18 protein-coding genes and 1 pseudogene are annotated in these 23667 nt (G+C 35.5%); 18 read left to right on the forward strand and 1 reads right to left on the reverse strand.

What is annotated here, in order from left to right:
* Nucleotides 1-14 precede the first annotated feature (14 nt).
* From FOL01_RS03870 to FOL01_RS03895, 6 genes and pseudogenes are all read left to right on the forward strand, one after another.
* A complete protein-coding gene (locus FOL01_RS03870; protein WP_075269429.1) occupies nt 15-2906 on the forward strand; it encodes a CDP-glycerol glycerophosphotransferase family protein in 2892 nt (963 codons plus the stop codon).
* Entirely contained in the window at nt 2906-4813 is a 1908-nt protein-coding gene (locus FOL01_RS03875; RefSeq protein WP_075269430.1) for an XcbB/CpsF family capsular polysaccharide biosynthesis protein, read from the forward strand. The genes FOL01_RS03870 and FOL01_RS03875 overlap by 1 nt, the downstream gene beginning before the upstream one ends.
* A 287-nt stretch (nt 4814-5100) precedes the next feature.
* Nucleotides 5101-5748 carry a hypothetical protein gene (locus tag FOL01_RS03880; RefSeq protein WP_083603424.1) on the forward strand — a complete coding sequence of 216 codons (648 nt, stop codon included), beginning with the start codon at nt 5101-5103 and terminating at the stop codon, nt 5746-5748.
* Between the two features lie 46 nt (nt 5749-5794).
* Nucleotides 5795-6474, forward strand: a pseudogene (locus FOL01_RS03885) (alpha/beta hydrolase).
* A 255-nt stretch (nt 6475-6729) separates the two neighbouring features.
* Entirely contained in the window at nt 6730-8598 is a 1869-nt protein-coding gene (locus FOL01_RS03890; RefSeq protein ID WP_237342645.1) for a sulfatase-like hydrolase/transferase, read from the forward strand.
* 120 nt (nt 8599-8718) lie between these two features.
* Entirely contained in the window at nt 8719-9465 is a 747-nt protein-coding gene (locus FOL01_RS03895) for an alpha/beta hydrolase (RefSeq protein WP_075269432.1), read from the forward strand.
* 150 nt (nt 9466-9615) lie between these two features.
* Here FOL01_RS03895 and FOL01_RS03900 read toward each other — a convergent pair whose 3' ends face one another.
* Nucleotides 9616-10608, reverse strand: coding sequence for a LacI family DNA-binding transcriptional regulator (locus FOL01_RS03900; RefSeq protein WP_075269433.1), 993 nt, complete (start codon nt 10606-10608; stop codon nt 9616-9618).
* Nucleotides 10609-11024: 416 nt separating this feature from the next.
* On the opposite strand from FOL01_RS03900, the gene FOL01_RS03905 reads away from it, so the two are divergent.
* The 12 genes from FOL01_RS03905 to FOL01_RS03960 all read left to right on the forward strand — a co-directional run bounded on the left by FOL01_RS03905 (nt 11025) and on the right by FOL01_RS03960 (nt 23659).
* Complete coding sequence (locus FOL01_RS03905) at nt 11025-11774, forward strand: sugar phosphate isomerase/epimerase family protein (protein ID WP_075269434.1); 750 nt, start codon at nt 11025-11027, stop codon at nt 11772-11774.
* 1 nt (nt 11775) lies between these two features.
* Entirely contained in the window at nt 11776-13071 is a 1296-nt protein-coding gene (locus FOL01_RS03910; protein ID WP_075269435.1) for a transporter permease, read from the forward strand.
* Nucleotides 13072-13096: 25 nt separating this feature from the next.
* Nucleotides 13097-14059: a sugar kinase gene (locus FOL01_RS03915; protein WP_075269436.1), complete on the forward strand. Its 963-nt coding sequence runs from the start codon at nt 13097-13099 to the stop codon at nt 14057-14059.
* On the forward strand, nt 14059-14682 hold the full coding sequence (locus FOL01_RS03920) for an orotidine 5'-phosphate decarboxylase / HUMPS family protein (protein ID WP_075269437.1): 624 nt from the start codon (nt 14059-14061) through the stop codon (nt 14680-14682). The genes FOL01_RS03915 and FOL01_RS03920 overlap by 1 nt, the downstream gene beginning before the upstream one ends.
* Nucleotides 14679-15221: a 6-phospho-3-hexuloisomerase gene (gene hxlB, locus FOL01_RS03925; RefSeq protein ID WP_075269438.1), complete on the forward strand. Its 543-nt coding sequence runs from the start codon at nt 14679-14681 to the stop codon at nt 15219-15221. The genes FOL01_RS03920 and hxlB overlap by 4 nt, the downstream gene beginning before the upstream one ends.
* A gap of 26 nt (nt 15222-15247) precedes the next feature.
* Nucleotides 15248-15892 (forward strand): bifunctional 4-hydroxy-2-oxoglutarate aldolase/2-dehydro-3-deoxy-phosphogluconate aldolase, encoded by a 645-nt coding sequence (locus tag FOL01_RS03930; RefSeq protein ID WP_075269439.1) that lies wholly within the window; start codon nt 15248-15250, stop codon nt 15890-15892.
* Nucleotides 15893-16040: 148 nt separating this feature from the next.
* Nucleotides 16041-16373: a hypothetical protein gene (locus FOL01_RS03935; RefSeq protein WP_075269440.1), complete on the forward strand. Its 333-nt coding sequence runs from the start codon at nt 16041-16043 to the stop codon at nt 16371-16373.
* Nucleotides 16374-16378: 5 nt separating this feature from the next.
* Nucleotides 16379-17224 carry an SDR family NAD(P)-dependent oxidoreductase gene (locus FOL01_RS03940; RefSeq protein WP_075269441.1) on the forward strand — a complete coding sequence of 282 codons (846 nt, stop codon included), beginning with the start codon at nt 16379-16381 and terminating at the stop codon, nt 17222-17224.
* A 135-nt stretch (nt 17225-17359) separates the two neighbouring features.
* Nucleotides 17360-18847, forward strand: a complete 1488-nt coding sequence (locus FOL01_RS03945; RefSeq protein WP_075269442.1) for a hypothetical protein — start codon at nt 17360-17362, stop codon at nt 18845-18847.
* Nucleotides 18848-18939: 92 nt separating this feature from the next.
* Nucleotides 18940-20085 (forward strand): CDP-glycerol glycerophosphotransferase family protein, encoded by a 1146-nt coding sequence (locus tag FOL01_RS03950; protein ID WP_083603425.1) that lies wholly within the window; start codon nt 18940-18942, stop codon nt 20083-20085.
* Between the two features lie 85 nt (nt 20086-20170).
* Nucleotides 20171-21910: a putative glycosyltransferase family protein gene (locus tag FOL01_RS03955; protein WP_075269443.1), complete on the forward strand. Its 1740-nt coding sequence runs from the start codon at nt 20171-20173 to the stop codon at nt 21908-21910.
* Nucleotides 21911-22042: 132 nt separating this feature from the next.
* The gene (locus FOL01_RS03960; RefSeq protein ID WP_075269444.1) at nt 22043-23659 is read left to right on the forward strand and encodes a C39 family peptidase; all 1617 of its coding nucleotides are present in this window, start codon (nt 22043-22045) and stop codon (nt 23657-23659) included.
* Nucleotides 23660-23667: the final 8 nt, after the last annotated feature.

The following is a 23667-nucleotide window of genomic DNA, read 5'->3' on the forward strand; positions in this document are numbered from 1 at the left end:
AAGGTGTAAATAGAATGATTAGAATAGAAAAATTCTTATTTTCAGCAGAGGAAATTTATTTACAATTTTCTGAAGATATTTTTGTAGAACAAGTATATGCAATCAATAAAATGGGGGACAAGTATTTTGTTCCTTTAAGAAAAACAAGTTCTGGTCAAATTACATTATTCCCCTTGAATGAGTTGCCAGATTATGGTATGTACAGTTTTTTACTTATTGACAGCAATGGTAATGAATATCAATCTGTGTTTAGCGATGATGTAGACCGTGCTATAGTTGGCAATCAGGCTAGTAAATGGAAATTTTCCAATGATAAAAAGTTTTTTATACAGAGCAAACGTCCTTCTATATCAAAAAGTGAAAGGGATATAGTTGTACTTGAGAAAAAATTTGAAAACGGTTTATTAGATTTACGTCTACCTAAAAAAATAGAAATTAGTAGTCCAGAGATTTGGGTAAGGAAACAGGAGAAAACGAATCAAGCATTGTTAGATAGCTTTTATTTGCCTGTAATGTTTAAGAATCATCACTTAATTATTGATGTACGCAATATTACTTTGGATAAGGATGTTAAATACTATCTTTTCTTGAAGCAAGCGGATATTTTTTACAGACTCTATGCTCCTAAGATGAAAACGGAGCTTAATAAATCGTCAAGGTATATTGAAATTGGTGAGAATCTTGGATTTGCTAACTATTTTTATTACACTATTCACAATAGATTGGCGTTAGTATCTATTTCTGTTAAGAAAGCTCATGCGCTTGATTTACAAAAAATGGACTACCATAATAATCCATATGCCAGACATTATTTGCCTCAAATGAACGGTAATATTAACGTTATGGATGTGGCAGGGTTACATCAGATTGATAATTATAGTTATAAATTAAGGTTAAAGAATAATAATCAAAAGTTTAATAAATTATTTTTAGTTGATACGAATAAGAGTCAGTTTGTTGGGATTCCGTATAATCAAGTTCAAGAAGATATTTACTTATACTTACATGATGCGCTAGATTCTTTTAAAGACTATGAATCAAAATTAAAATTACTGGGAATTTATTCTGATAGACACTCGTTGTTTAATCTTACTTATTTTCGTATCGGAGACTTAAAAAATCACCCGGGCTACTTGAGGTACTATAATGCAGTTGATTTCAATGTGACAGAAAACAATATGGCTAGTCGCTTCTTTATTAATGATAATGGCGTAATTTCTGTTCATAATAAGTCTAAATTTGCTTTGGATAGAAAAGAGAGAAAATTACCTTTATCGCTAACTGTTGATCATATTAGTCAGGTGCATAAAAAATTAGTAATTAATTTATTTTTTAATTTGAAGCTGTTGCCATGGATGAATAAGATACAGATTCTAGATATTTATTTGTACAAAACTGCTTTCATTAATGAACATCATAAACTTGATATTATTGATTTAGACTTTGATAAACAAAATATAAAAGTTACTTCTGATATAGGAAATTTAATTTCACATGATGAGTATGGGTATTATAGGATTGCTTTAAAACTTAAAATTAACGACAAAATTTTTGATATCAAGGTCAATATGCCTTCTTCAGATTTAAAAAAAGAATTATCCCAGGGAAGAGTTATGTACAAAGATAATGGAAGGACTATTTTTCCATCTGTTGAGGGTAATACATTAAGCTTAATTGCAGATAATCTTGTTGATATTGATAATAAACACAATATACACCTAGAAAAGCGGTATACAAATCTTTTTAAAGAAAATAAGATACATTTTACTCCTGGTACATTTATAATTTTTGAAAAAGAAACAAATTTTGCACAAGATAATGCTTTTGCTCTATTCGAGTGGGTTCAAAAACATGATCCAGATAATGAAATGTATTATGTAATTAGAAAAGATAGCCCTCAAGCGGATAAACTCGTTAAGTATCCTAACAGAGTTTTGTATACAGGTACACAGAAGTATTATGAAATGGTTACTAAAGCACACATGCTTGTATCTAGTGATAGCCCTCTTCATTTGGTTGGTGATGTGAATAGACGCAATGCATCACCTTTTTATAAAGAAGTGATCATGAAAAAGCCATTTATTATGCTACAGCATGGTGTAACAGCAATGAAAAGCCATGCTAGTAATAAGCCTTGGAACGTAGCTTCAGGAATGATTGATTACTTTGTTGTAACTAATACCTTAGAACAAGAGGTTGTGCATCAAAGTATGGGGTATTCGTATGAACAATTACCAATTCTAGGATTTTCCCGTTGGGATTTGTTTGGAGAAAATACTTTAGTTGAACAGCAATTTAATAACAAAATTATTTATGTTCCTACCTGGCGACAATGGCTAAATAAGGCAACAGATGAAGAATTTGTGAAAAGTGAGTACTATCAAAAGATTAATGAGTTACTGGAAAATAAGAAATTGAATGATATTTTGAATGAGCATGACACCGAGTTTTATGTTTATTTGCATCCATTTATGCAACGACTTACACATAATTTAAATTCTAGTAATTCAAGGATTCATATTTTATCTAGTGATAATTATGACTTAGGAGATTTGTTGAGAGGGGCATCATTATTAATTTCTGATTATTCATCAGTTGTATGGGATTTTGCTGTACAAAGAAAACCTGTGATTTTTTATCAATTTGACAAGTCAAGGTATTTAAAAAAGGTCGGTTCATTAGTGGACTTAGATAATTTACCAATCGGAGAATCCTATCAATCAAGTGATCAAGTTGTTAATAAGGTTTCTTATTATTTGGATAAAAATTTTGAAATTGACAAAGCTACTGAAAATAATATTAATTCTATTTTTGGATCGGATGTACAAGAATATTCTAAGAACATATATGACTTCATAAAAAAAGTTTCTAACGAATATATGTATACAATGTGGAGTAAAAAATAATGAAGATATTATCTATGGGTTCACCTGCAACCACATATGTTTTTAATAAAAAAATAAATGATACTTATGGTGGAGAGCATATAGTAAAAAAAGTGAAAGAGTTTTATACAATTGGGCATTTAATGTCTAGTTATGCTTCCATAAAAAAATTTGCGGATAAAAGTAATATTTCGCCAGAATATAAAGAATTTTTAAATTGGAACTTTGAAAATAATGGATTCTGGGAAAAACTGAAAAGTTTTCAACCAGATATATTATTGATGGATCTATTTTCTGATATATACTTTGGAAATTTGGTACTGTCGGATGGTACTTATGTGACCCGAAATATTCGTCTTAACAAGACTTTTCCAAGCGAAGCAGTACGAGAAACGTTTAACGATAAGAATTTTTATAAAAATTTACAGTATCATGTAAAACTATTTCTCAGGAATGTGAACTCTTTATCTCCAAAAACACATGTCATTTTTAATAATGCTAGATTTCCTGAGAAAATGTCAATTAATGGGTTATCTCAGAAAAAATATAATCATGATTTTTACAAATTTTCAATAGATACAATAGATAGATACAATAATGCATGGGCCAAAATTGATAATTTGATATATAAAAATGAAGGCTGTCGACGTGTGAATTTTGATAAGAAACATAGTTTTGCCGAGCAAAATTTTAGTAATGGGAAACATTGGTACTATTTTTATAATCAAAATTATTATAGCGATGTTCAAACGCAAGTAGAGGAAATCGCTGCAACATGGGATTTAGGACCAACTGTGAAGAAAATTACTGCTGATGATAAGATTAGTGCGCAAATAGATGCTAATGTTGTTTTATTAGATGTTCCTAGTAAACATACAGACTTAAGGGCTTTTAGAGAAAATAAAAAAGCTTATGAACAAGTCAAAAAAATTATAAAGCAAGATTATGTATTACATGGCAATATCGGCAACTTATTCCGCTTTATTAAAAGAAAAAATTTGGTAGGAGTGTATCCAAAGTATTTGGATTTACATTATCGAATTATTCCTCCAAAGGATAAAAGAACATACGGTCCAAATAGACTATTAGTGAGGTTTTTGGGATTCTCAGATCAAAAGTCAACTTCGATTTTCAAAAGAAATTTTAAAGCTGACTTTACTACATTAAAAGATAGTATAGCCAAAAATACTTATATTTTAGAGATTGGTGATATGAATCTTGTTGCTGGCTCCTTTTATACTAATACAGAAAATTTTCCAGATTATGAAAAACAAATTAGCGAGTTGGTAGAACTAATAGCAGATAAGTATTTAGTTGATTCTAGTAGAATTGTTATGTATGGAACATCCAGGGGTGCGACAGGTGCTTTGATAAATGGTGGCCTAAATAATTATAAAATATTAGCGGCAGATCCTGTAGTAGACGGTCAAGCGTGGTTTGATAAGGGAGATTTACACTATACGGCGAATATTCGAAAAATTAACTTGATGAATGATGTGTTATCGTCACTGAAAGACTACAGTTTATCAAAAGAGAATGTTTTAGTTATGGGAACTTCTAACGTAGGTGTTACATTTTTACCTAATTTGCAATTGCCCTCTGATAAAGTTACAATGGTCGACTTAAATATGGATATTTTTGATCATGCTGAATTAAATGGTAAAAGTGTGCCGTTACAACTGGCAATGATTAATTACCTATTAATTAAGGATGATTTAAGCATTAGAAATTCAAATGAAGAAATTCTAGGTGGAGTTGTACTGTCTATTAAAGACTTAAAGCATGATTCTGTTAACTTAAGTAACGTAAATAAATTCAGAATACGGATTGATGATTTTATAACTAACGAAGATTTTAATGCAGACTTTTTAAAGGGCTTCATTTTAATAAAAACTGATGAATTGTATCAGTTTTGGGAAAAATATTGATTTTATATAAGTTTTAATTTTTTTGCAATAAGATTATCTGATTGATTATGTTAAATATTATATTTTGCGTTAAGGGTGATAAAAATCGTAAAATAGACACGCAGAGTTTGCGAATTATGGCTTGTGAATCTGACAGTTTCGTCAGATTCACAAGTTTTTTTTGATTGATTCTGTGTAAAATAGAATGGTTGTGACAAAATATGGAATACTAATTTAGATTAAACATACTGACTTAACACATATTTACGTATATAATTAAATCAGTAATATTGAATGGATGAGATAACATGAAACATACGTACACATTATGGAAAAGAATTAAACATGAATTTCTCTGGCTTGTGGCTGGGGTAGTCATTGGTGTTGTGGTGTTTGGTGCTGTGGCTTGGCAAATAAACAAGCACAAAAGTCATTCACACACGCCAGTGGCTCAAACAGTCAAAAAAGACCAAGAAACCTTGACCATTAAATCATTAACTAAAGAAAAACAAATTGTGCTTGTTAATTTAGGTATGTCTGAGGTATTTAATGAGGAAAAGTCATCGCAATTGTTTGGTAAAAATATTGTGGGAACCAACAGGAAGAAATTCATGCAAGCCACTTTTGATGCGAAATTAGGTATCAATGGTAAAGACGTTGATATCACTTCAAATGGTAAAGACTCATATGTCATTACAGTCCCTAAATTTATCTTTATTGGCTATAATAATCCTAATTTTAAATTATTAGATGAACATAACGGTGTCTTTAGCTCATTCACGTCAGATATTAGTGAAACTGATATGATTAATAAAGTATTGAATGATAAATCAAAGCAGAAATACGTAGAGGAATACGATGGTTTATTAAAACAGTCGGCTAAAGAGTTCTATCGGGAACTTGCTCACAGTATTGATCCTGATGCTAAGTTATCATTCAAATTTTCAAATAAATAAATTTATATAATTTATTTTAAAAAGCTGGTACTAGGGAGGGGAGATTATGGCTCATTTAGAAGTTGACTATTATTCACAGGTTTTGGGTATGGATCGTACGATGAATGTCATCTTACCTGAATTATCCGATCACAATCCAACTTGGACAGCTGAAACGTTGCAAGATGTACCTGTATTATATTTGTTACACGGAATGTCTAATAATCAAACGACTTGGCAACGCCGCACTGATATTGAACGATTGGTAAGACAAACACCAATAGCAATCGTGATGCCTTCGACAGATTTAGCATGGTATACCAATACTAAGTATGGGTTAAATTATTTTGATGCCATTGCTAAGGAATTACCTGATAAAGTAGCCAGCTTTTTCCCACAATTATCGACGAAACGATCAAAGAACTTTGTAGTTGGGTTGTCGATGGGTGGCTATGGTGCTTTCAAGCTAGCTTTGGCGACTTGGACCAATTTAGTGGTTCTGAAAATGATATTTTAACATTGGCGGAAGACTGCCAAAATCGGCCCAAACTGTATGACTGGGTAGGTGGGCAGGACGAATTTAAGCAGATTAACGATACGGCGGTTACGAAGTTAAAGCAACTGTCATATGATGTGACCTATGAAACAGCACCAGGTCGTCATGAATGGTATTATTGGGACAGGCAGATTGAACGAGTATTGGAGTGGTTACCGATTAACTATGTGAAAGAAGAACGCTTGTTCTAATCGAATAGGTAATGATTATTAGGTTACGTTGTTTAATAAAATGTTACAATAATAGTTAGGCAAAGGGGCTAGAGTTTTATCTGGCTCTTTTTTAGAGAATACATATGATTAAATTGTTGGTGTTAAGAGTGGAGTAAGATGAAAAAGTTTTTAAGTAGAACAAAGTTTGTGGGACCGTCTTTTAATAGCGTCATGAAGCTATTAACTGTTGGCTTGATTTTCAGTTTTTTTACAACAGTGCTTTTGCAATTCGCAATGCATTTTCAAGTTTGGGGACGTCGCGGTGCGCAATCGACTGATATGAATGTCGTCGTACATTATGTTTTGGAATTCTTAACACGATCGCAAATGGTCTACTCAGTGTTAGCGTGTTTACTGTTATTCATTTTCATCGTTGTGCTAGTAAACAGACTATTTATTGGAACCGCTATTTATTCTATATTAGCAATTATCGCGGTTGTTGCTGAATATATGAAAATGAGTACGCGTAATGAACCCATCATCCTTAGCGATATGGCTGAGTTAACGGCTGTTAGTGGTTTAACGAAGATGATCGATAAGGGATTATTGATTGGCGCAATTATTGCCATTGCCGTTTTACTGGTTGGTGCGGTACTAATTGAGTTATATATGCGTCGTAAGCGGGCAGGTGTGTTTGCAGAATCTGTACGTAATATGATGTTTCTTCAATCCGGTAGTAGACTAGGTGTACTATTGATTTCTTTTGGTTTATTAGCAACACCATTTGTGGTAAATGCTGATCAAAATAAGGCAATTCTCTACCATTTTGGTTATCAGCGACAAAACAACATTATGGTTGATGATGCAATGATTAATGGACCAATCATGACGTTTGTTTCAAATATTTCCAGTGTGATTATGCGTGAGCCTGATGATTATTCGGCCAAAGAGATGGCGCGGTTGCAGAAGAAATATACGAATTATGCTAGTGAGTTGAATAAAACACGTCAAGATAACCTCAAAGGGCAGACTGTTATTTCCATTTTAAGTGAATCACTAACGAACCCGAATGAAGTACCAAAATTAAAGTATGAAGGTCCCGACGTCTATAAGAATATCAATCAAATTAAACAAGATGCTGTCTTATCTGGTACCATGTTATCTTCTGGTTATGGTGGCGGAACGGCAAACATTGAATATATGACGATTGCTGGTTTTCCTTTGGCGACCTTTGCGCCAGAAATGGTTGTGCCTTATACGCAATTAGTACCATATGCGAATGAGGTACCAACGTTGCCGAACTTATTTGATCAACGTGAAGTCCTCCATCCATATCCAGGTATGTTTTATAACCGTCGTGATGCTTATAAGGATATCGGTATTCAGAAATTCTATACAACCGATGGTTTGAAGAATAAGTATCCGGATAAGTATACAGGTAAGTTATCGTCGAAAACGGATTACCCAGCTGATAAGAATGCTTACCGCTTCTTATTGGATAAAATTGACGATACGCAAAGTAAAAAATCACAATTTTTGCAGTTAATGACGATGCAAAATCATTTGATGTATAAGGCGAATGAATATCCTGGTAGTCCGTACAAGGTATTGGAACCCGCAGTTTCACAAAATACAAAAGACCAAGTGGAAACATATATTACTGGGGTTCATGAAACCGATATGGCAACCAAAAAGCTGATTGATAAGGTTGAGAACATGGATCGTCCAGTAACGTTAGTCTTCTATGGCGATCATTGGCCAGTTGTATTTACGTTTATTGACCAAGAGACGCAGATGAAAAAAAGTCATGAAACTGATTATTTTATTTATCAAAATAAAGCAGCGCGTGACAATAGTAAGCAATCAACGTTACGTCGTGATCAGCGTCCATACGCATCACCAAGCGATTTCCCATCACTATTATTGCAAGCAACGAATAGTAAGGTGACACCTTTCTTTGCCTTACAAACAAAGGTGGTTGATAAATTACCGGTATTTGCTAATTATGCACGTGATACTTTTGTAGATAACAATGGTAAAGAGTTAAAAACAAAAGACTTAACATCGAAGCAAAAAGAATTATTACACGACTTAAAACTAGTCCAGTACGACTTAAGTGCTGGTGAGCATTATTTGAGTAGTGACTTTACACACAAAAAGTAAACTATTAAGCAACCGAGTTCTTGTAGAATTCGGTTGCTTTTTTAGAAAGTTAGGGATAAAAAATGGTATAAATGGTTATATAGACAAAGTGATTTGAGGGGAACAATAGGGGGATATATTATGGCAGTTAGTCGCATGTCGTTTTATTCGGAAAAGCTAAAAATGAATACCAGTATCAATGTCGTGTTGCCGGAACATCCAACCGAATTCGGTAAGATATTATTGTTGCTACATGGTATGGGGGAAGATGAGAATGCCTGGTTAAATCAGTCGCGTCTGACAGATTATGCTAGCCAAACAGATATCACGATTATTATGCCACGCGTGGATCGTAGCTATTATACGAGCCGGGCGGGTGAAAGCCAGTATTTTGAGTATATCAGCGAGGAAGTCTTGCAACGCTGTCGGTCGTGGTTTCATTTATCAAGTAAACGTGAACGGACATTCATCGCGGGTACGTCGATGGGTGGCTTTGGTGCCTTAAAGACGGGGTTAACTCATCCTGGCCAATTTCAAGGCATCTTTCCAATGTCAGCAATGCCTGATGTTGAACGAAAATGGCGTGAAAATCCAGAATGCGATGCTTGGTACCGTAGTTTATTTGGTTCACCAGACCAGGTTCGGCATTCTATTAATGATATTGCATATCTGATTACTCAGCAGCAGCCAGAACAAGTACCTTTCATTTGGCAATTCTGTGGTGATAAGGATCCTTTTTATGATATGAATGTGATACTGAATAATCAGATTGAACAGCAAGGGCTGCAACATAAATTTGTGCAAGCTGCTGGTGGTCACGAATGGCGCTTATGGGATGAAGCGGTTCAGCAGGTGATCAGGATAATTGAAAAAGACTTGTTAAGGTAAAGGAATGGTAAAATAAATTGAATATTATACTTCCTGAAATTATCTTAAGAGACAACAAATTTTAATAGTGGATACTAAAATACTACTTTCATTTTCAGCTTGAGGCGTGTACCTCAATTCATGAAATGAAAGTAGTATTTTTTTAGGCCATTATAAAATTTTGGCTGGTACAACAATTTTTTGTGTATCAATGGGTTCTTTATTCAATTGTTTTAACATTAATTCTGCTGAAATACTGCCCATTAGAAATGGATTTTGTGTGATTAATTTTGAGTTTGGGTTAATCGCATGTGCAGTCTTAGTGTCCGCAAATCCTGTTACAGCAACATTGTCATTATCAATGAGCCCATCGAAGGTTAATAATGATACAAACTCTAAGAACCAGCGTTCCTTTAGTGAAAAAATCAAAGTTTTTTCATTGCTGTTTGTTAAAAGATTTTTGATGTTATTATAAATTTTCTTTTTGTTGTAATTTTCTTCAGGAATTTCAACAATTTCAACGTTAGAAATGATTGATTGGATACCTAAAAAACGATCTCGTCTAGTTGAAACACTGTCAATTGGTGACGTTAGAATAATGACACGTGAATAACCAGCATTTTTAAATAGAAGAGTTGCATTTTTAGCACTCTCATAATTGTCAGTTAAGACTTGTGGCCAGATTGATGTGTCAATATTACGGTCAACAATTACGACTGGGGTGTCTGCATTAACATCTGCAAAAATATGCGACATATCACTGTCGTTTGGCTGAAAAATGATGCCATCAAAGTTGTATGTACTTGTTGTTTTAATTATTTCACGCTCTTTTTCTATGCTAGCATTACTATCAAAAAGTACAGCCATATATCCTTTTGATTCTAGAAATGAACTGGCACCTTTGAATAACTCTGTAGAGAAGTAATCGTCAATATTAGAAACTAATACAGCAATTAATTTGCTTGAGTTAGTGACCATTTGTCTTGCAGCAGCATTGGGAATGTAGTGCAATTTCTCAATTGCATTTTTTATATTATTCGCAGTCTGTTCAGACATCTTTTTAAGATTGCCATTTAAATAACGCGAAATAGTAGTTGTAGAAACGCCGGCCAAGTGAGCGACATCTTTCATGTTAGCTTTTCTTTTTCTTTTTTCGTCGACCATAGTTCCCTCCATTAGTCTCATTAATCCTAATTATAAACCAATTTAAAAATAGGTTAAAAAAGGATTTTAATGATATAAACATATCACAATTTATAGCAATTGAGGAAAAAGAAAAAAATAACCAGAATTAATTTAATAAATAAAAGTATTGAAAATGATAATTTTATTTTTGAACAATTAGGTCGTTTTAGGCAAACGTTAAACCAAAAATACATATTTTTTCAATTATTTAATAAAAATTGCTTTTAAATAGCATATTTGAAGCGCTTGCAATTTTTAGGTATAACGTTTACCATAGTGCTTGTAAGGCAAACGTTAAACCAAAAAGAGAGGGCGAGCCTATGGTGTGAAGTATTTGTGTTGATGTTGATAAAAGAGGGTAAATAAATATTTAGATACAAAAAATGGGGGCTATTATGACAGTAATTTTAAATACATGGATTTTTGAGAAAGACGTTAAGCAAGGAACAAACCAAGCGCAACTAGTTAGTCGTGTCAAAGCATTGGGGGCTGATGGTATTGAAGTTCGTCGCGAATATTTTAAAGATTTGGATAGGGAATTTGCACAGGTTGGACAAACTGCTAAAGAAGCTGGCTTAATCGTCAACTACAGTGTGCCAGATGTAGTCTTTTCAGAAGATGGTTCGATTAATCCAAAATTAATGAACTACTTTGAAGAAGGTAAAATTCTGGGAATATCAAAAATTAAGTTTAACACTGGGCATTTTGATAAATTTGATGGTGATTTACAATCAGCATTTAGTGAATTACCACTAGATCAAATTGAAATGAACGTCGAAAATGATCAGACAATTCTGAGTGGTAAAGTTGCGCCGATTAAAACATTTTTGGAGGCAGCTCATGAAGCTGGATATCCTGGAATAGGTTATGTGTATGACCTTGGTAATTGGGCATTTACTCATGGGGATGCTATCGCTAGTGCAGATGCGTTGCGTGAGTCGACAAATTATATCCATTTGAAGAACACAATTAATGTAAATGGTGAATTAAGTACATCAGATGATTTAGATGAAGGCGTTTATGATTGGCGTGATATTTTAACGCATTTACCGCGTGAAGTTTCGTTTGCATTGGAGTATCCAATGGATTCAGACGAGCAGATTAAACAACAAATTAACTTATTGAAAGCCGAGATAGGTGATTAATATGAGTTCGACAATTATTTCAATACTATTATTGATTTCATTTGCCATCTTTATTTTCTACATTTTAAAAGGTGGAAATTTAGTAATTGGCTTCTTCGTAATGGCTATCCTATGGTCAATTATTGGGCTAGTACCTTTCAATACAGCAATTCAAAAAGTTTTTGCTGAACCAGCATTAAACTATGGACCAACAATTATCTATATTGTGTTTGGTTCATGGTTTGGAAGAGTATTGGTTGAAAGTGGCATTGCACCAGCGATATCGGAAGCAACTAACAAGGTCGGAAAAAAGAGACCATTGATTGCCGCAATTTTGGTTATCATCGTAACGGCCTTTATCTTTGTTAGTGCCTACGGTGTTGGATCGGTTATCGCAATTGGTGTTATTTTACTACCAATTCTATTGTCTGTTGGTGTGCCACGTGAAATTGCTTTAATAGCTTTTTCATTGGCTATTGGAGCACCGATGTATGTCAACGTTGTTTTGTACAATCAAATTAAAGCATTCTTTCCAGATGCAGTTTATGGAGGTAAGTATCTGCAATTTGGTTGGACTGCGGCTTTAGTTCAGTTAGCTATTGTGATTATCTTCTTAATCGTGATGAGTAAGAAGTTTAAGCCACAAAACGCAGAAGAAAATTTGAAAGTGATAGGTGCTAGTTTTGGCGATGATGGTCAAGAGACTAAGAAAGTACCTTATATTGCCTACATCGTACCGATTATTCCAGTTGCAATGAATATGTTATTCAAGTGGGATGCAATTCCATCACTTGTACTTTCTGTCATTGTTGCCATGATTTTAACCGGTAAGATGAAGAGCTACAAGGAAACAGTAAACTTCATCAATAGTACTGTCGCACAAGCAATTAGTGACATTTCAGGATTGATTATTTTCTTGATGGCATTAATCATGTTCAGTGGTGCTGCAACATTAAATGCACAACACTTCGAACCACTATTTAACGCAATATTGCCGCATAGTCATTTAATTTTGGCAATTGCACTTGGTGTATTAGCACCGTTAGCTTTGTTCCGTGGTCCATTACATGTTTGGGGAGCTGGTGCTGCAACAGCGGCTGTTTTGACTGGTACCGGATTGTTCAGTGATGCATTCCTGCTTCCATTGTTATATGTACCAACTTTGATGGCTGTTTCAACAGATATCACACAATCATGGAATGTTTGGGGATTAGACTACATGAAGGTTAAGTCAAAAGACTTCTTGAAGTATGGTGTTCCAGTGATGTGGTTAGTTTCAATTATCAATGAAGTACTTGTATACGTATTCTTTGGCTAATTAGAGAGAAAAAGAGGGAAAAAAGATGAGTGAATTTATTACAATTGGTGAACCGTTAGTGACATTTGCGTCAAAGGATGCTGATATTTCATTAGCTGACGCAATTAACTTTCATAAAATTATGGGTGGTGCAGAATTAAATGTCGCAATTGGTGTTTCACGTTTAGGTCATAGTTCAGAATATGTCTCACAAGTGGGTGCGGATCCATTTGGACAATTTGTGAAGAAAACAATTTTAAGTCATAATGTTGGTACAACTTATATTTCCGAGGATGCTGATCATTTTACGGGCCATCAGTTGAAGCAATTAGTAACACAGGGTGATCCAGCAACGTTTAATTATCGTAAAGACTCAGCTGCATGCCACTTAACAGATGAAGTGATTGAACAAGTTGATTTATCTGATGTAAAAATTGCTCATATGTCGGGAATTTTTCCAGCAATTTCAGATGTTGCTGAAAATACTTTTCGCACATTGTTCAAGCGACTAATTGATAAAAACATACTAACGACTTTTGATCCTAATTTACGCCCAACATTGTGGTCATCTAAAGAAAAGATGATTTCAACAATTAACGAACTGGCTGGTATGGCAGATATTGTATTGCCTGGTATGGAAGAAGGTAAAATTCTGATGGGTTCAGATGATCCTGAAAAAATTGCTGATTTCTATCTAAAGGGTGAACGTACTAAGACAGTTATTGTTAAAATTGGTCCATCTGGTGCATATGTGAAGGCGCAGGATGGTGAAAGCTATACTGTTAGTGGATTTAAAGTTGAAAAGGTCGTTGATACTGTTGGTGCAGGTGACGGATTTGCATTAGGTGTAATTACTGCGCTATTAGAAGGAAAATCATTAAAGTCGGCTGTATTGCGTGGTAATGCGGTTGGTGCATTACAAGTACAAACACTTGGTGATAATGATGGTTACCCAACACCAACTGAATTAAAAGAGTTTTATATTAAAGAAGGAGTGTCCGAGGAGTAATGAAATTACAAGTAGCAATTGATAGGGTGTCATTAGATAGAGCGATAGAAATTGCGCGTAGTCTAGATGGTAAGGTAGATATTATTGAGTTGGGGACTTCTATTGTAAAAGATTATGGTCTAGAAGCACTTAAGCAAGCAGATTTTCATCTTGATAGTTCAGAACTTCTCATTGATTTAAAGACAATTGATGAAGGAGAGTATGAATTTAATAAGGGATTTGAAACTTCAGCTGACATTCTAACCGTTATGGGTAGTTCATCAAACGGCACTTTAAAACAAACTTATCAGATTGCACAAGATGTAAAAAAAGATATTTTTATAGATTTGATGGAAATTTCTGATGATAAATTAAATCAAATGCCAGCGCTACCGAATGCTATTTTTGGATTGCACCATTCGAAAGATTCTGTTGAATCATTTGATGCAGTAGATACGATTAAGCAATTTCATAATGAACATTCACAAATTAGCCGTCTAGCCGTTGCTGGTGGTATTGATATTGAACAAGCCAAGAAAATTGCTGAACAAGGTATTGCAGATATTATTATTGTTGGCGGTAAAATCACTGGTACATCTGATCCTGTTAGTGCAGCACAAAAATTTATGGAGGCAATCAAATGAAGTTGATTGAAGAAGTAGTTAGTGAAGTTAATGAAGTTATGTCACTAGTTGATGAAAATCAATTAGAACAAGCGGAAAAATTGATTGATAAAGATAAGCGTATCTTTATTTTAGGAGCTGGACGCTCAGGATTGATGGCAAAAGGTTTTGCGATGCGTCTTATGCATATTGGATATACTGTCTTTGTTATCGGTGAAACAATTACACCATCAATTCAGGCGGGCGATGTGCTAGTCTCAGTTTCAGGATCTGGGAAAACTGGCAGTGTTTTAAATCCAAGTAAGAAAGCTAAGGAAACTGGAGCTACTTTAATATCAGTAACAAGTGACCAGCAATCACCTTTGGGACAGATTGGGGATGCAACAATTGTTGTTCCTGGTGCAACCAAAACAGGTGATGGTCTGAAATCTATTCAGCTATTAAGTACATTATTTGATCAAAGCGTTCACATTACGTTAGATGTTTTGTGCTTAATGGTTAGTCGCCGAGATAATATTTCTAATGATTCAGCTAAAGCAACTCACAGTAATATGGAATAGTAAAGACTAGCCAAAGGGGGGATAGTATGCAAAAAGTTGATACATTATCACGTTTGGGGAATGCTGGTGTTATATCAGTCGTGCGTGGTGAAACAAAAGAAATGGCTTATAAAACGGCATTAGCTTGTATTAAAGGTGGTGTTAAAGCCATTGAGCTGACTTTTACTGCACCATCAGCGGATGAATTAATTAAACAAATTAATGCTGAATTTAGCGATGACCCAGAAGTTATTGTTGGTGCGGGAACAGTGCTTGATGCTATTACTGCTAGAGTAGCTATTATGGCTGGTGCGAAGTTTATCGTTAGCCCGGCATTTGATCGTGAGACTGCTTTTATATGTAATGAATATCAGATACCGTATTTACCAGGTTGTATGACGATTAACGAAATTAAAACGGCATTGCGTTATGGTGCTGATATCGTGAAAGTCTTTCCCGGTAGTTCTGTTGGTAAGAATTTTGTTAAGGCAATAAAAGCACCGCTCCCATTTGTTAATGTCATGCCAACAGGTGGCGTTAACTTAGACAATATGCACGAATGGTTTGATTTAGGCGTTGTAGCAGTTGGAGCAGGCAATGATTTGACAGGAGCCGCATCAATAGGCGATTTCGAAAGTGTAACAAACCGCGCGAAGGATTATCACAAGGTATATTTACAAATTAAAAACTAAACTAGGCAGAATACTAATCTCTTGATAAAAAACAACTTTCCACTTATATAGTAGAAAGTTGTTTTTTTACTATAGAATAACAGTCATCTGTATGGATTTCTCCAAGCAAAACATATTTTATGCTATACTAAAAGTAAGTGGGGGTTCTATGCAGAAAGACGACAAAAAAATAAAAATAAAATTAACCGAACAATTTGAACAATCAGCACTGGTTGGTGGTACACTATGGTCAATCGGATTTTTGAGTAGACGGATTATTAGTCAACAAAAATACCGACAACTAAGAGTGAATGATATTTTTACAGTGGGTAAAGATATCAAAATAAGTGCGGATAGAGTGCTAATGTCGAGGGTTAATTACTTGGTTTGTGATGCTGATCGAACAACCGTAACGTTGATGAAGCTAGATCATGCCGATTACCAACGATTTGTGGTAACAAAAAAATCAATTAAACGCACGTTAATTCGAAAGGATTGGTGAGTTATATGATAAAGAAAAATGTGATTATTACAGGTGCATCCGACGGAATTGGTGCAGCAGCAGCTCGTGGACTGAATAAAGCAGAGTACAATCTCTACTTAGTTGGTCGTAATAAGGTGAAGACCGCTAAAGTTGCTAACGAAGTGGATGCGCCATATTTCACTGCTGATTTTTCACAACTTGATCAGGTTCGACATTTAGCAGAATTATTGCAACGAACTTTAGGTGATCAGAAAATTGATATTTTAGTTAATAATGCTGGTGGTTTGTTTGGGACACATGCATTAACAAATGATGGTTTTGAGCGAACTATCCAAGTGGATTATCTTGCGCCATTTTTATTGACCCAATTATTAATGCCAAACTTTAATTCAGATCAAGCAGTTGTCCTCAATACTTCAAGTATTGCGCATCAGCTGTTTGGTCACATCAATTTGAATGATTTGAATAATAGTCATAAAAAATATAAAGGGAGCAAGGCCTATGGCGATGCCAAACTAGCAAATATTTTGTTTGCCAATGAATTGGATCGACGTTTCCATAAAAATGGTTTATCAGCCGTTTCGTTCCATCCTGGTATGATTCGCACAAACTTTGCTAATGATAAAAAGAGTTGGATGTATCGCATTTATCATACAATGTTGAATAAGGTTGTCATGCAAAGTGCACAAGAAGGAGGCGACACGTTGCGTTTCTTTATTGAAGGCACACCTGGTGAGACCTGGGAGTCAGGGGCTTATTACAATAAACGTAAAAAAGCAAAGAAGGTTAACCCACAGGTCAATGATTTGACCTTGCAACAGCAATTATGGGATAAAACGGAAAAGCTTTTACAGGGTTATATGCAATAAATTTTAGTACAAAAAGTAGTTGAGACATGCGTTGTCTTAACTACTTTTTTAATGTGCGCAAGACTACGGATAGTTTATTATGATAAAATAGAAAAATGTTTTTGTGGCAAAAGTTTGTGAGGTGATTGGGTAAATATGAAATATTTAAAAACATTATTGGCTTTTAGCACGTTCTTTGTGATGGCATTTTGCGTACCTAATCACGCCATTTATGGGCAGACTAATAATACAGTTGTCAGCATGGATTTGAAACAGAATATTCAATTACAAACTGGTAGTGATCAAATCAAAGGGACGATTTATGATGACAATGAGAAAGGGGCGGTTGCCTACACACTCATTGTGAAAAACCAAAAAGACACTTTATTAAAGAAGTCCGTCATTTTAAATCAAGCTTTTACGGCAAAACTATCACGTTCTTTACGCAAAAATGATCATATAACAGTAAGTTTACAAGATAAGTCAGGTCATGCTGTGGCAAATACAAAGTGGATGAAACAAGCTCAGTGGCAAGTTTTAAGTAAGCCGAAGGGAAAAGTTAAGACTAGTAACTGGTCGAATATTTTCAAAAATAGCCGAATTGCGCCCAAAAAGTACCGGGTTGTACAGGCACCAGATACTGGCATGTCCTATTTAAAAAAGCCAAAGTATACTACGGCTAAAAGTAAGTTTTCTACTTTACAAGCAAATGACCGCTCAGTATCACCTATTAAAGGTTATCAGACAGCCTTATTGTTACCGACCGTGTCAACAAAGTTAGTTAACTGGCAATTACCACAGGGTAGTGTCATGCACGGACGTTATTTGTATGTGATGTATGAGTCAGAGAAGCGAAAAAACTATGGCCGCATAGTCCGGTATGATATCCAACAACTGCAAGCACTTGGTGTCTGGCAAAGTGGTCAGGCAGACCGGCTTAGAAGCCTAGAGAAACGAATCAATCAAAACCGTTTTGCGACAACAAATGATGATCGTTTGATTCAGGCAATTAAGGTTGGACCAGAATTTCATATGGGTCATGGTCAGGCGGTTGCCTATAATGCTAAAGATAATCACCTGTGGTTGATAACGTTAGCTAAAAAGTCACGCCAACAACGTCTTGTCAGAATTAAATTAGATACGCTATATCCGAGTGATCAGCACAAATTTACTTTCCGCGACCCTAAGAATCATCAATCATTTCATGGTGAACAAACATTCAGTATGGATGATGATGGTAATGTGGCGATTGTTAGCATGATTTCTAATAAGACGAAGAAGCAGTTAGCTGCTAAGAATATTAAGGCTGGAGATTTAATGTTGTACCGTGGAAACATACGTCACGGTAAACTACAAATGTATATGTCACGGACGGTTGTCAGAAATAAGCCAGGTTACTTTGGTCAATTTTTATCTGTTAATAATCAAGCAGATCAGTTATTTTATCTGACCGATGGCGCTTATTATGCACTTCCTGCTTCGAAGTGGGCGCGCGGTGAATTAAATAAGTCAGATATTAAGAGTGGTGTCTATGTATCGCCAAAGCAAGCAACTAGAGAGTTTGAATCACAATTCTGGGATCAGAATGGTCGTTCTTATTTAATTGTTAATCGTGGTGCAGAAATAATGCATGAAATCCGTTAATTTCATCAGAAATTGCATGATTACGCTTCGCCAATAACATATTTTTGTTATACTTGAAATATTAAACTTAGGGCAGAGGGCAATGGTGTAATATGGGTCGAGCACAAAAAATTAAAAATCGTATCAAAAATTCATCCTTTTTTGGAGGTGCGTACCTGATTACTGTCGGGGCTTTCGTTAAAATTCTACAATTATTTATTAGACCGAACGAAAAACAAATTTTGTTTATCTCTTATAGTGGTCGTCAATATTCAGATACACCAAAAGAAGCCTATAACATGCTGCGCAATGATCCGGCATTTAAGGACTATGAACTTGTCTGGGCAATGAATAAACCAAAAATCTATGTGCAACCAGAATTAGGACGTAAAGTTTCATCTAATTCACCGACCTTTTTCTACCATTTATTAAGGTCTAAATATTGGGTAGCAAATTCTAGTATTGATCGTTTAATTCCATTTAGTCATAAACGAAACATTTATATTCAATTTTGGCATGGTGTACCACTGAAGAGTTTAGGTCATGCCGAAATTGGATTATCTAGATTAGTGCAATATTGGTATGATCATGTACAATTTGATTTTATGTTTACATATGGTGACTATGACCTAGAAAAATTCAAAGAGGTCTTCCCAAAAACAAAAAGATTTGTGGAGCATGGCCAGTTACGTAAAAACATCGTGACCCGTTATCGAGAAAACATAACACCAGAACGGGTAAAATATCAGCTGGGTATTAAATCAGAGAAACCAGTTTTACTTTATGTACCAACATTTAGAGGCTATCAAGCCCGTGAGCAGACAACATTAACGCAGGCAACTTTAGAAAAATTGTCTGAGACCTATACGGTGATTTACCGGGGTCATTATTTTTCAGAGGCTGTTAAAAAAGGTAAAATCATTACGGCAGATAATTATTCACTGTACAAGTTATTTATGATTACTGATGTGTTGATTACTGATTTTTCAAGTGTGTTCTTTGATTTTGCTGTCTATGGCAAGAAAATTTTTCTCTTTCAACCGGACTTTAATGAATATCATGTCCGGCGAGGTGTTTATTTAGATGCCCAAGAAGATCTAGGATTACCTGTTGCATATTCTGAGGCAGAATTGATGACGCTATTACAAGCAGATGAGTATGATTATCAAGTATTAGCAGATATCAGCCAACAGTATAATTCACATAGTGGTGAAGAAGCAGCAACTGCATTAAAGAGTATTTTGATGCATTTATCGTGATACAATGACAAGGACGCTATCAAACTGTTAAAGTTAATAGCGCCCTTTAATTTTAAAAAACAGATAATGATTAAGGAGTAAAAAAATGCATGCTAGTGCAATAAAGAAGGGATGTTATTACCTTATTCCAGGCTTAGTTTTCGCAATTATCTTAGCCTATGTCGGCCGGTTTGGCTTTTTATATGCAGGAGCGGATTTACAATTCCATGCCAGTCGAATATTTGAATTTTATCAACATATCAAAAATGGTAATTTGATACCAGTTATCTCAACATTTTCTGCTAATCAAATGGGTAGTATCGTACCAACTATGTATCCGTCATTCCCGGTTTATATCGGGGCGGTATTGCAATTCATTTTCCCACCAGTCACAGCAATGTATGTGTTGATGTGGGTGCAACTAATGACCCAATTCAGTATTGCTAAGTGGGTCAGTAAAGAATTAGGACTGTCATTAACAGAAAGTACCATGGCAGCGTTCATTTATACCATGGCAACGCCAACGTTATCTCAAGTTATTCAACAATGGTTATTTGGTGAAGTTTGGGCAATGTCGTTTATGCCACTAGTGCTACTGGGATTAATTAGATTGGCCAAGACAACGACTGATAATGTGGTTAAGTTAGACAAAAAAACTATTTCATTGTTAGTCATTGGTTTTACTTTGGTTATCTTATCTCACGTGCTATCATTTGCAATCGTTGCTGGCTATACAGCAATTTTTACGTTATTTTTATTGATTTTCCGAAAAAATCGTTGGAATGTGTTAGCTAATTTATCAGTTGCAGCTGTGATTACGATTCTAATGTCACTGGTATTCTTAATACCATTCATTATTGCCATGTTAGGGAATACATTAGCAACTCCAGCAGCAACAGAGTTAACTATCTGGGCAGCACCAGATTGGCATGAGTTCGTGAAAGCAACCTTTACCATTGCTGCTGATGCCCGTTTTAAAACCAACACAGTTGGGATTATTGCTTTCCTAGCCATCTTCGGCGTGGTATTAACTTGGCGTAAACAGGATCGTTTTACAAAAATTGCGACATTGGTGTCAGTCGCTGTCATTTTTAGTGGCTCAAGTTATGTTTGGAATTATTTATATGATACGAAGCTAGGGGTCATACAATTCCCACACCGTGTCTTCATTATTGCTATCTTCTTGCTTAGTGTCAGCGCAATTTTGGCAATTCGCAACGTCATTGGTAAGAGATGGCTCCAACAAACGATATATATCGGATTAGCATTATTTTCATTCGCTTTTGCCGTATTTAACATCAAATATGGCTTTGTCGATCGGGTCAATGCCTTGGCTGTGCAAACTGATTATAAATCAACAGCGAAGCATCCAGTCAGTTATGCACCCATGGCGAACTTTAAAGTAAACAATGACGACTTCGAAAACTTGATGGGTTATTGGAATACTTATGGTGCATTTGACTACCTGCCTGAGAATGTCGATTTTAATAAATCATTACAGAAAAAGGCAATCGTTCAGAACCATGAGTTACTACAGACCAAAGCAACCTCTGAACCTAATGGCCTGACGTATCAGGCAAAGTTAGCTAAGAATACAAAAACGACCATTCCGATGGTTGGCTATCAGAGTCTAAACTATGAAATTACTGACCAAAATAATCACCAGTATCAATACAAGATAAACAAGAATAAGCAACTGGTTATTAAGACAACGAATCATCAAGTTAGTGAGTTGACCGTTCATGCAAAGACGCCAGTAACGACTTATGTTGCTTGGGTAATTAGTTTAGCAACTGGTGCTGGCTTGATCATTTATATTATCTGGGATAAACGTCGTAAAGCATAATCATAGTATTTTTAGTATAAGCAAGAAAGATTTTTTGTCTTTCTTGCTTTTTTCTTTGCTAGCGCAAGTTTTGTCAGACTAGAAGTGGTAAAGTATAGATATAATTTACAAAAAATTAAGGGAGTAACGGGCATGGAAAATCATAATAATTTGTACCGAACGATGCTATTCGGACTAAGTATATTAGCAGGTGGACAACTGGGTTATGCCACAATTTCTGCTGATGATACCTCATCATCGCAGGCAACAACTAGTGAGCAGGTAACGACTAGTGAAGTGAGTTCCGAATCACCGGAACAAGCAAGTCAAAGTATTCCTGAAACGACGGCACCAGTAAGTCAAAGTACGACGACTGTTAGTTCTAGTCAGGTAGACGAAGCGGGACCGTCTTCAAGTAAAACTGAGTCGACAGACGAACAAGGCGGTTTAAGTAGTCGTGCAATCACACCATCGACGAAAGTTGACCACAGATCAGGTTATGTCTATGCACCAGAAGTTTCGCAAGCTAACGGTGGTTGGAACTGGTTAGAAGATGGCCAGCCATATACAGGCTTTAGAAAATATCAAGGTGCCTATTACTGGTTCCAAAATGGTGTTCGTCAGAATAACCAATGGGAAACAGCTTGGGGTCACAAATATTACGTTGGTGCTAATGGCCGGGCTGTGCAAGGCAAGCAATGGATCAATGGTAAGCGATATAACTTTGGAACTAATGGGACATTTTATTTACGAAATGATGACGTCTCAGGATATATTAACGTACCAGGTGTTGGTTGGCGTTGGTTAGAAAAGGGACAACTTTACTCAGGATTCCGTTATTATATGGGTGCCTATTACTGGTTCCAAAACGGTGTTCGCCAGAATAACCAATGGGAAACTGCCTGGGGCAACAAATACTATGTTGGTGCTGATGGTCGAGCTGTGCAAGGTTTGCGGGTCATTAATAATCAGATTTATAATTTTGGAACTAATAAGACATTTTATCAACGAGCATTACCTTCTGGATACGTCAATGTTTCTGGCTTAGGTTGGCGTTGGATCGAAAATGAACAACTATTCACCGGATTCCGTCATTATAAAGGTTCATACTACTGGTTTGAGAAGGGTGTTCGTCAGAATAATCAGTGGGAGACTGCCTGGGGTAATAAGTACTACGTTGGTGCTGATGGCCGGGCTGTCCAAGGTATTGTGACTATTAATGGTGTGAAACATAATTTTGGTACCAACGGGACCTTTTATGAACGAGATATGCCTAAAAAAGTGGCAAAACCATATTATTATTCACAGTGGGATAAACGATGGTCAAATACTTGGTTAAGTGGTGGTACTTTCGGCGCAACTGGGTGTGTGCCAACTAGTGTAGCCATGGTCCTAAAGGGTTCATATGGTGTTAATGTGACGCCACGTCAAGTTGGAAATCAAGTGAGTCAGTTTCACGAGTCGTATGGTGCTTCGGGACTCGATCTAAAAACAATGGTTAATGCGTATGGACATCAAGCACAAAGTTTAAGTACAGCTAATGCAGTGAAATCAGCCTTGAAACAAGGTAAACCAGTTATTTTCTTCGTGAACGTTGGAATTGGGCATGCTGTTGTAGGTTATGGCTATAATCAAGGAAACACGGAGATTTTTGATCCATATAATCACCAATTTTATAGTGGTTGGAATAGTGTTGATGGCATTTTGAGTAAATTATCAAAGGACTCACAGGATTGGGATGCAGGAACTCCTGCATTTGCAATTAATTAGAGGTGATT

This window comes from Weissella thailandensis, from assembly GCF_001932615.1.
GTDB classification, from domain to species: Bacteria; Bacillota; Bacilli; order Lactobacillales; family Lactobacillaceae; genus Weissella; species Weissella thailandensis.

Bases quoted from the DNA above. Each gene is read 5' to 3' on its own strand.
- FOL01_RS03870 (WP_075269429.1), top strand. From the start codon at position 15: ATGATTAGAATAGAAAAATTCTTATTTTCAGCAGAGGAAATTTATTTA.
- FOL01_RS03875 (WP_075269430.1), top strand. From the start codon at position 2,906: ATGAAGATATTATCTATGGGTTCACCTGCAACCACATATGTTTTTAAT.
- FOL01_RS03880 (WP_083603424.1), top strand. From the start codon at position 5,101: ATGAAACATACGTACACATTATGGAAAAGAATTAAACATGAATTTCTC.
- FOL01_RS03890 (WP_237342645.1), top strand. From the start codon at position 6,730: ATGCATTTTCAAGTTTGGGGACGTCGCGGTGCGCAATCGACTGATATG.
- FOL01_RS03895 (WP_075269432.1), top strand. From the start codon at position 8,719: ATGGCAGTTAGTCGCATGTCGTTTTATTCGGAAAAGCTAAAAATGAAT.
- FOL01_RS03900 (WP_075269433.1), bottom strand. From the start codon at position 10,608: ATGGTCGACGAAAAAAGAAAAAGAAAAGCTAACATGAAAGATGTCGCT.
- FOL01_RS03905 (WP_075269434.1), top strand. From the start codon at position 11,025: ATGACAGTAATTTTAAATACATGGATTTTTGAGAAAGACGTTAAGCAA.
- FOL01_RS03910 (WP_075269435.1), top strand. From the start codon at position 11,776: ATGAGTTCGACAATTATTTCAATACTATTATTGATTTCATTTGCCATC.
- FOL01_RS03915 (WP_075269436.1), top strand. From the start codon at position 13,097: ATGAGTGAATTTATTACAATTGGTGAACCGTTAGTGACATTTGCGTCA.
- FOL01_RS03920 (WP_075269437.1), top strand. From the start codon at position 14,059: ATGAAATTACAAGTAGCAATTGATAGGGTGTCATTAGATAGAGCGATA.
- hxlB (WP_075269438.1), top strand. From the start codon at position 14,679: ATGAAGTTGATTGAAGAAGTAGTTAGTGAAGTTAATGAAGTTATGTCA.
- FOL01_RS03930 (WP_075269439.1), top strand. From the start codon at position 15,248: ATGCAAAAAGTTGATACATTATCACGTTTGGGGAATGCTGGTGTTATA.
- FOL01_RS03935 (WP_075269440.1), top strand. From the start codon at position 16,041: ATGCAGAAAGACGACAAAAAAATAAAAATAAAATTAACCGAACAATTT.
- FOL01_RS03940 (WP_075269441.1), top strand. From the start codon at position 16,379: ATGATAAAGAAAAATGTGATTATTACAGGTGCATCCGACGGAATTGGT.
- FOL01_RS03945 (WP_075269442.1), top strand. From the start codon at position 17,360: ATGAAATATTTAAAAACATTATTGGCTTTTAGCACGTTCTTTGTGATG.
- FOL01_RS03950 (WP_083603425.1), top strand. From the start codon at position 18,940: ATGGGTCGAGCACAAAAAATTAAAAATCGTATCAAAAATTCATCCTTT.
- FOL01_RS03955 (WP_075269443.1), top strand. From the start codon at position 20,171: ATGCATGCTAGTGCAATAAAGAAGGGATGTTATTACCTTATTCCAGGC.
- FOL01_RS03960 (WP_075269444.1), top strand. From the start codon at position 22,043: ATGGAAAATCATAATAATTTGTACCGAACGATGCTATTCGGACTAAGT.